Origin of the sequence: Myxococcus eversor (genome assembly GCF_010894455.1) — a bacterium.
In the GTDB taxonomy this organism is placed as follows: domain Bacteria; phylum Myxococcota; class Myxococcia; order Myxococcales; family Myxococcaceae; genus Myxococcus; species Myxococcus eversor.
In genome coordinates, this window is the sequence record NZ_JAAIXY010000011.1 from 72,722 (window position 1) to 73,491 (window position 770).

General features: G+C 54.3%; 1 protein-coding gene. It reads left to right on the forward strand.

The features are described 5' to 3' along the window. Positions 1-7 precede the first annotated feature (7 nt). The gene (locus G4D83_RS22840) at positions 8-505 is read left to right on the forward strand and encodes a pentapeptide repeat-containing protein (protein ID WP_163866930.1); all 498 of its coding nucleotides are present in this window, start codon (positions 8-10) and stop codon (positions 503-505) included. The last annotated feature ends 265 nt before the right edge of the window (positions 506-770 follow it).

Genomic DNA, 770 nt, shown 5'->3' on the forward strand with positions numbered 1-770 from the left:
GAGTGGCTTGGATGTCTATCGTCAGGTCTGTATGGGGCTTTATAGCGGAGACTGGTTGGATGTGGTGCGCGAACTTCCTGGTGTGGAGGGAGTTCCTGCTGGAGCCGATCTGCGCGGAATTGATCTCAGCGGGATGAGCTTGGTTGGTGTCAGGCTTCATTGGTCTTGGTTGAATTATGCTGTGTTGGATGATTGCGACTTGGAAGGAGCCTATCTGCTTGCAGTTAATTTGAATGATGCTTCCATGAGGGGAGTAAGAGCATCAGGCGTAATGCTGCATGGGGCTTGGGCGAAGGCTGCATGTTTTGATGATGCGATTCTAAGTAGGTCGGATATGTCATCAATGGACTTGGCGGGGGCATCCCTAAAGCGCGCGATGCTCAATGGCGTCGATCTGAGTCGTGCGGATCTTCGTGGAGCGGACCTTGAAGGGGCCGATCTGACTGGGGCTTGTCTGGAGTATGCGCAGCTTGAAGGTGCAAACCTTTTTGCGGCAAGGCGGTAGGAGCTGTTGCGTGGCGGGTGTTGTTTGGAGTGGCTGGGATTGGCGGGTAGCTGGGGGCGGTAGTGTGCTTGGGGATGAGGTCGTTTGGTGGGAGTTTCGGCAGGTGCCTGAGGGCAGTTTTGAATCGTGGCTGAGATTAGTAAGTGGGTTTGGCATGGTTAAGTCGTTGATGTTGTATCGGTGCGTCCCTGGTGGGATGTAGGTTGGAGGGGCAGTGAGTTGGTTCGGGTGGAATGGTGTTCGCGCTGTGTTTGTAGTTATGTGC